This window comes from Candidatus Cryptobacteroides sp. (assembly GCF_056207615.1).
Genome location: NZ_JBAEER010000175.1, coordinates 1 through 5586, shown reverse-complemented (window position 1 = coordinate 5586; position 5586 = coordinate 1). Strand labels below are relative to the sequence as shown.

The 5586-nt window shown below is 52.3% G+C and carries 9 protein-coding genes and 1 tRNA gene; 3 read left to right on the top strand and 7 right to left on the bottom strand.

Annotation, left to right across the window (positions count from 1 at the left end; genetic code table 11):
- The coding region (locus AC06ND_RS09625) for a DnaJ C-terminal domain-containing protein (RefSeq protein WP_475678763.1) at nt 1-365 on the top strand (365 nt) is incomplete at its 5' end.
- 43 nt (nt 366-408) lie between these two features.
- On the opposite strand, the gene AC06ND_RS09620 is transcribed toward AC06ND_RS09625, so the two are convergent.
- Genes AC06ND_RS09620 through AC06ND_RS09610 form a run of 3 tightly spaced genes read right to left on the bottom strand, consistent with a single transcriptional unit; the run spans nt 409 to nt 1206 of the window.
- Nucleotides 409-639 (bottom strand): hypothetical protein, encoded by a 231-nt coding sequence (locus AC06ND_RS09620; protein ID WP_475678762.1) that lies wholly within the window; start codon nt 637-639, stop codon nt 409-411.
- Nucleotides 632-985: a hypothetical protein gene (locus tag AC06ND_RS09615; protein ID WP_475678761.1), complete on the bottom strand. Its 354-nt coding sequence runs from the start codon at nt 983-985 to the stop codon at nt 632-634. Before AC06ND_RS09615 ends, AC06ND_RS09620 begins: the two co-directional genes overlap by 8 nt.
- The gene (locus AC06ND_RS09610; protein ID WP_475678760.1) at nt 982-1206 is read right to left on the bottom strand and encodes a hypothetical protein; all 225 of its coding nucleotides are present in this window, start codon (nt 1204-1206) and stop codon (nt 982-984) included. Before AC06ND_RS09610 ends, AC06ND_RS09615 begins: the two co-directional genes overlap by 4 nt.
- A gap of 83 nt (nt 1207-1289) precedes the next feature.
- On the opposite strand from AC06ND_RS09610, the gene upp reads away from it, so the two are divergent.
- Nucleotides 1290-1919 carry a uracil phosphoribosyltransferase gene (upp, locus tag AC06ND_RS09605; protein ID WP_475678759.1) on the top strand — a complete coding sequence of 210 codons (630 nt, stop codon included), beginning with the start codon at nt 1290-1292 and terminating at the stop codon, nt 1917-1919.
- A gap of 17 nt (nt 1920-1936) precedes the next feature.
- Nucleotides 1937-2770 carry a purine-nucleoside phosphorylase gene (locus AC06ND_RS09600; RefSeq protein ID WP_475678758.1) on the top strand — a complete coding sequence of 278 codons (834 nt, stop codon included), beginning with the start codon at nt 1937-1939 and terminating at the stop codon, nt 2768-2770.
- A 36-nt stretch (nt 2771-2806) separates the two neighbouring features.
- Here the strand turns inward: AC06ND_RS09600 and AC06ND_RS09595 are convergent.
- The 4 genes from AC06ND_RS09595 to AC06ND_RS09580 all read right to left on the bottom strand — a co-directional run.
- Nucleotides 2807-2880: transfer RNA gene (locus tag AC06ND_RS09595), tRNA-Arg, on the bottom strand.
- Between the two features lie 14 nt (nt 2881-2894).
- Nucleotides 2895-3269 carry a 50S ribosomal protein L19 gene (gene rplS, locus AC06ND_RS09590; RefSeq protein ID WP_475678757.1) on the bottom strand — a complete coding sequence of 125 codons (375 nt, stop codon included), beginning with the start codon at nt 3267-3269 and terminating at the stop codon, nt 2895-2897.
- A 127-nt stretch (nt 3270-3396) separates the two neighbouring features.
- Nucleotides 3397-4938, bottom strand: coding sequence for an NAD(P)/FAD-dependent oxidoreductase (locus tag AC06ND_RS09585; RefSeq protein WP_475678756.1), 1542 nt, complete (start codon nt 4936-4938; stop codon nt 3397-3399).
- Nucleotides 4939-4947: 9 nt separating this feature from the next.
- Nucleotides 4948-5586, bottom strand: a 639-nt coding sequence (locus AC06ND_RS09580; protein WP_475678755.1) for a tRNA (adenosine(37)-N6)-threonylcarbamoyltransferase complex transferase subunit TsaD, incomplete at its 5' end; no start/stop codon positions are given.

Here is a 5586-nt window from a genome sequence, read left to right as displayed (position 1 = left end):
AGGAGATCAAGCATCCGGAGCTCGTAAGAGAAGGCAACAACCTCATCTACACCAAGATCCTCTCCGTCACCGACGCAATACTCGGAGCTGACATCGAGGTACCATGCGTAGGAGGCAAGACCAAGGTACATGTCGAGCCAGGCACACAGTCCGGCCAGACCATGAGAGTGCGCGGCAAGGGTCTTCCTACAGTGAACGGCTATGGAAACGGCGACCTTATCGTGAAGTTCATCGTCTTCATCCCGAAGAAGATCAACAGAGAGGAGAAGGAGCTCATCGAGAAGCTCTCTCAGAGCGAGAGCTTCAAACCAGACACAAAGAACGACAAGTCGTTCTTCGACAAGCTCAAGGACATGTTCAACTAGTCCATAAACAAAGAATCCGGCCCGCAAGGGTCGGATTCTTTGTTTACTGTAGTTTTTCCTTCAGGCTCCTGACTATACTGAGCGCTGCCGCCCTCCAGTCAAAGCTGTCCACGTAGTCCTGAACGAAGCCGTTCACCATGTTCGATGGATTATAGAACTGGCGGGCCTCATCGTATTTCATGATGATGGATGATTCCTTCTCGCGAATCTGACGGTTCAACTGCCTCTGGGCCTCATCGAGCTCCTTCATTGACGATATATTCTTCCTACTCATAGTCCTCTGGATAGAAAATCTGGATGAACATTCTGACGAAGCTGCCGGCGAACATCTTCTTGCGCAGCGAAAAGAGCACAACGAGTGCCACAAGGAAGATGGCTGTCGCGATGAATGCACCGAGCGCATAGTTACCGGTAAGATGGCCCACCATCAGGACGAAGGCCACGGTAAGTGAAATGATGACCATTCCAAGCACGAAGAGTATCACGAGAGTGGAAAGTATCCTCGCGAGGGTCACGGAAAGGCCCTTTGTCGTCTTGAGCTTGAGATCATCGACCCGGAGGTCGACATAGTCCTTCACGTCAGAGGCGAGGTTTTCTATCGGTTTCTTGTAATCTATCATATCGTTTCCTCCTCCGCGGTTACTTCATTATCTGTGTCAGCGACGGGCTCCGTTTCTGCGGAGACGTCGGCGTCCTTCGGATCGCCACCTTCGACAAGCATGTTCTCGAGTTTGTCCAGGGCGTCCTTCACCTTCTCCTTGTCAGACTTCACGAAGGCATAGGCTGCCGCTCCGAAAGCCGCTCCTGCGAGGAAAGTGAGAAATGAATTGTTGTTCGACATATATTCCAATCTTGTTTGTCAGAGGACAAATATATTATTTTTTATTCATAACTTTGATTTCACGATAATTAAACACTAAGACCATGAGCAAAGTAACAGTCATAGACCATCCTATGGTGCAGCACAAGCTCAGCATCATGCGAGACAAGAACACCGGTTCAAAGGACTTCCGTCAGCTCCTCAGGGAGATCGCACTTCTTATGGGTTACGAGGTGACGAGGGACTTCCCTCTCTCCGACGTCGAGATTGAGACACCTATCCAGAAGATGATCGCAAAGGAAATCAAGGGAAAGAAAGTGGCAATCGTACCTATCCTCCGCGCAGGAATAGGCATGGTGGACGGTCTCATGGACCTCATCCCGGTAGCCAAGGTCGGGCACATCGGCCTCTACAGGAACGAGGAGACCCACAAACCTGTATTCTACTACTCCAAGCTTCCTTTCGACATCGCAGAAAGGACCATCATCCTCACTGACCCTATGCTCGCCACCGGCGGCAGCGCATGCGATGCGATCGCGATGCTCAAGGAAAAGGGATGCAGCAGCATCAGGCTCATGTGCCTCGTAGCAGCTCCGGAAGGCCTCAAGGCCGTGCAGGAGACACACCCAGACATAGACATCTACGTTGCGGCAATAGACGAGAGGCTCAACGAGAACGCCTATATCGTACCAGGTCTCGGCGACGCTGGAGACCGTATCTTCGGAACAAAGTAAATCCCGCCCAATAGTTTATGGACGAAAGAACAATCAGAATACACGAAGCAGCTGATTTTATCCGCGAGAGAATAGGAGACCGGCAGCCGCTTGCAGGCATAGTGCTCGGCAGCGGACTCGGAAAGCTGGCAGACATGATAGCAGATCCCATCGTCATCCCCTTCGTCAGCATACCGCACTTCCCTCTCCAGACCGCACTCGGTCACAAGGGCAACCTCATCGTAGGTCAGCTCGGAGGAAAATGCGTGATCGCTATGCAGGGTCGCTATCACTACTACGAGAACTATCCGATGGAGACCGTGACTCTCCCCATCAGGGTCATGAAGATGCTCGGAATAAGCTACCTCTTCGTATCGAATGCAGCCGGTGGAGTAAATCCTGATTACAACATGGGAGACATGATGATCATAAAGGATCATATCAACATGCTTCCTAATCCGCTCATCGGACCTAATTTCGACGAGTTCGGTCCTCGCTTCCCAGACATGACCCAGCCTTACAGCCTCGAGCTCATCGCAAAGGCGGAGGCTATATGTGAAAGACTCGGGCTCACCCCTTATATCCGCAAGGGAGTATATCTGGCTTGCTCAGGTCCTGCATACGAAACTCCTGGTGAGTATCGGTTCTACAAGATTATCGGAGCCGACTCAGTCGGCATGAGCACCGTTCCTGAGGTAATCGTGGCCCGTCACATGAGCATACCCGTATTCGGCGTATCGATTGTCACAGACCTCGCCCATTTCAGCGTCGAGGATGACTACGTGACCGACGGAGAAGAAATCCTCAAGGCGGCGGATGCTGCGGCGGACAAGATGTGCGCCCTGTTCATCAACATGATTGCGGAACTATAAACGAAAAAAGCATCGCTCTAGGCGATGCTTTTTTCGTGACGCGTGTAGGATTCAAACCTACGACCTTTTGATCCGTAGTCAAATGCTCTATTCAGCTGAGCTAACGCGCCGTTATAAGGTCAGATTACTCTGTGTCCTTAGCAATGTACTTGCGCTCCTTGATACGAGCCTTCTTACCTGAGAGCTCACGGAGGTAGAAGATTCTTGCGCGACGTACCTTACCATGCTTGTTAACCTCGATTGAGTCGATTGATGGAGACTGGAAAGGAACGATCTTCTCTACACCTACACCGCTTGAAATCTTGCGGATGGTGAAAGTCCTGGTAGCCTCGGTAGCACCCTTGATCTGGATAACTACGCCACGGAACTTCTGGAGTCTCTCCTTGTCACCCTCCTTGATCTTGAAGGTAACGGTAATTGTATCACCAGCTTTGAACTCTGGATATGACTTCACTGCCTCGTTAGCAAATGAGTCTTCAACAAGCTTAATAAGATTCATCTCTTCAAAAATTTTTTAGGTGGCAACATTGTGTTTCAAAGTGTTCACAAGAGGTTGCTGTTTTTTGGGACTGCAAAAGTACGATAAAAAAATTAATCTGCAAACTTTTTGGAAGAATTTTACTTCCCTAACGAATTTTTGCAGCACAGTTGATTCCGTCAAGCGCCGAAGACACTATTCCTCCGGCATATCCGGCACCCTCTCCACACGGATAGAGTCCGCTGATCTGCACATGTTCGAGCGTTTCCGGATTTCTCGGGATCCTCACCGGAGAGGAAGTCCTCGACTCGACTCCGAGAAGCAGGGCTTCATTGGTATAGTACCCGTGCATGAGCTTGTTGCCCACATAAGGGAAAGCGTACTTGAGCCTGAGCGCGACATTCTCCGGAAGGAGTTCGTGCAGAGGGGCATTGACCGTGCCCGGATGGTACGAGCTCTGAGGAAGGTCCTTCGAAGGAATCCTCCTGCAGAAATCCATCATCCTCTGGGCAGGTGCCTTGATCGAACCGGAGAACTCATACATGGAGCGTTCCACATCCTTCTGGAACTCAAGTGCAGCCAAAGGTCCATGTTTCGCGTATGACGGAAGGTCTTCCGGCTCCACCGACACCACGACCCCGGCATTCGCCCACTTGGAGTTTCGCGCCGAGTTCGACATTCCGTTGAGCACGAGCTCGCCAGGCGCGGTGGCGCTTGGGACGAGTATGCCGCCCGGGCACATGCAGAAGGAGAACACTCCCCTTCCTTCTATCTGGGTCACGAACGAATACTCGGCAGTCGGCATGAACGGCTGGTATTTCCCGTGATACTGTATCTTATTTATAAGCCACTGAGGGTGCTCTACCCTGACTCCGAGCGCAAAGCCCTTGGCTTCGATAGTCCAACCCTTCCTGTCGAAGAGTTCATATATGTCGCGTGCGCTATGGCCGGTCGCGAGGATCACATTCTTCGCAGCGTATGACTCGGTCTTTCCATCATGGCTCACGGTCACGGCAAAAGAACAGTCCGGACGCTTCTCGATGTCGGTGACGCGGGAGTCGAAATGATATTCGCCGCCATGCTCTACTATGCACTTTCTGATATTCTCTACCACTGTCGGAAGCTTGTCGCTGCCGATATGAGGATGGGCGCTGACGAGTATGTCCGGATCGGCCCCAAAGAGCACGAGCTGATGGAGCACCTCGCGTATGTCACCGCGCTTGCTGCTGCGGGTGAAGAGCTTTCCGTCCGAGAATGTGCCTGCACCGCCCTCTCCGAAACAGTAGTTGCTATCCGGATTTACCTCGCCGAGGGTGGAGAGCTTCGCCATGTCCGCCTTTCTCGCATGCACATCCTTTCCACGCTCGAGCACCACCGGCTTGAATCCGTTCATCAGGAGACGAAGGGATGCGAACATTCCCGCAGGGCCCGCACCGATCACGATGACAGGCTGAGCATCAGACACTTGCTTATATTCGTCGAGATGGTACTCCTCGAACTGCTCACCCTTGCGCACGGCTGCGATTCGGTAGCGGTAGAGCACGTCCTGCCTTGCATCAACGGACCTGCGGACCACGCGCCACTCTCCCACCATGGTCGGCTTCACGCCGAGAGCCTTGGCGGCAACGGGAAGTACGTCTTCGTCTGTCAGTTCCTTGCCTATCTTCTTCGCTATCTCTATCTCCTTCATATCTTTCCTTTACTTGAAATCTGCCATTCGCGACACAGGTGCCACGTCGAGAGATGTCCTCTCCCCGTTCTGGTAGTGGAAGTAGCCTGCAATGGCAATCATCGCCGCGTTATCGGTAGTGAACTTGAACTCAGGAAGGTAGGTCTGCCAGCCGCGCTTGCGTCCTTCTTCCTCTATCCTGCTGCGCAGGCCACTGTTCGCTGACACGCCACCGCCGATTGCGACATGCTTGATGCCGGTCTGCTTCGCCGCCTTGATGAGCTTGTCCATAAGGATGTCGATCAGTGCCTTCTGGAAGCTCGCGCAGATGTCCTCCTTGTTCTTCTCCATAAAATCGGGATCCTTCGCGATCTCGTCCCTGACGAAGTACAGAAGCGAAGTCTTTATTCCGCTGAAGCTGTAGTCGAGTCCAGGGATATGTGGCTTCGCGAACTTGAATCTTTCAGGATCGCCTAGCTTAGCGAGCCTGTCCACGATAGGGCCACCCGGATATCCCAGACCCATCATCTTCGAGCATTTGTCAAACGCCTCTCCCACCGCGTCGTCTATAGTCTGTCCGAGAATCTCGAAGTCGAGCGGACTGTTGACCTTGACTATCTGCGAGTTACCTCCGGACACGAGCAGACAGAGATAAGGGAATTCAGGCAC

Excerpts from the sequence above, each read along its gene's own strand:
- AC06ND_RS09620 (WP_475678762.1), bottom strand. The coding sequence starts at position 639 with ATGAGTAGGAAGAATATATCGTCAATGAAGGAGCTCGATGAGGCCCAG.
- AC06ND_RS09615 (WP_475678761.1), bottom strand. The coding sequence starts at position 985 with ATGATAGATTACAAGAAACCGATAGAAAACCTCGCCTCTGACGTGAAG.
- AC06ND_RS09610 (WP_475678760.1), bottom strand. The coding sequence starts at position 1,206 with ATGTCGAACAACAATTCATTTCTCACTTTCCTCGCAGGAGCGGCTTTC.
- upp (WP_475678759.1), top strand. The coding sequence starts at position 1,290 with ATGAGCAAAGTAACAGTCATAGACCATCCTATGGTGCAGCACAAGCTC.
- AC06ND_RS09600 (WP_475678758.1), top strand. The coding sequence starts at position 1,937 with ATGGACGAAAGAACAATCAGAATACACGAAGCAGCTGATTTTATCCGC.
- rplS (WP_475678757.1), bottom strand. The coding sequence starts at position 3,269 with ATGAATCTTATTAAGCTTGTTGAAGACTCATTTGCTAACGAGGCAGTG.
- AC06ND_RS09585 (WP_475678756.1), bottom strand. The coding sequence starts at position 4,938 with ATGAAGGAGATAGAGATAGCGAAGAAGATAGGCAAGGAACTGACAGAC.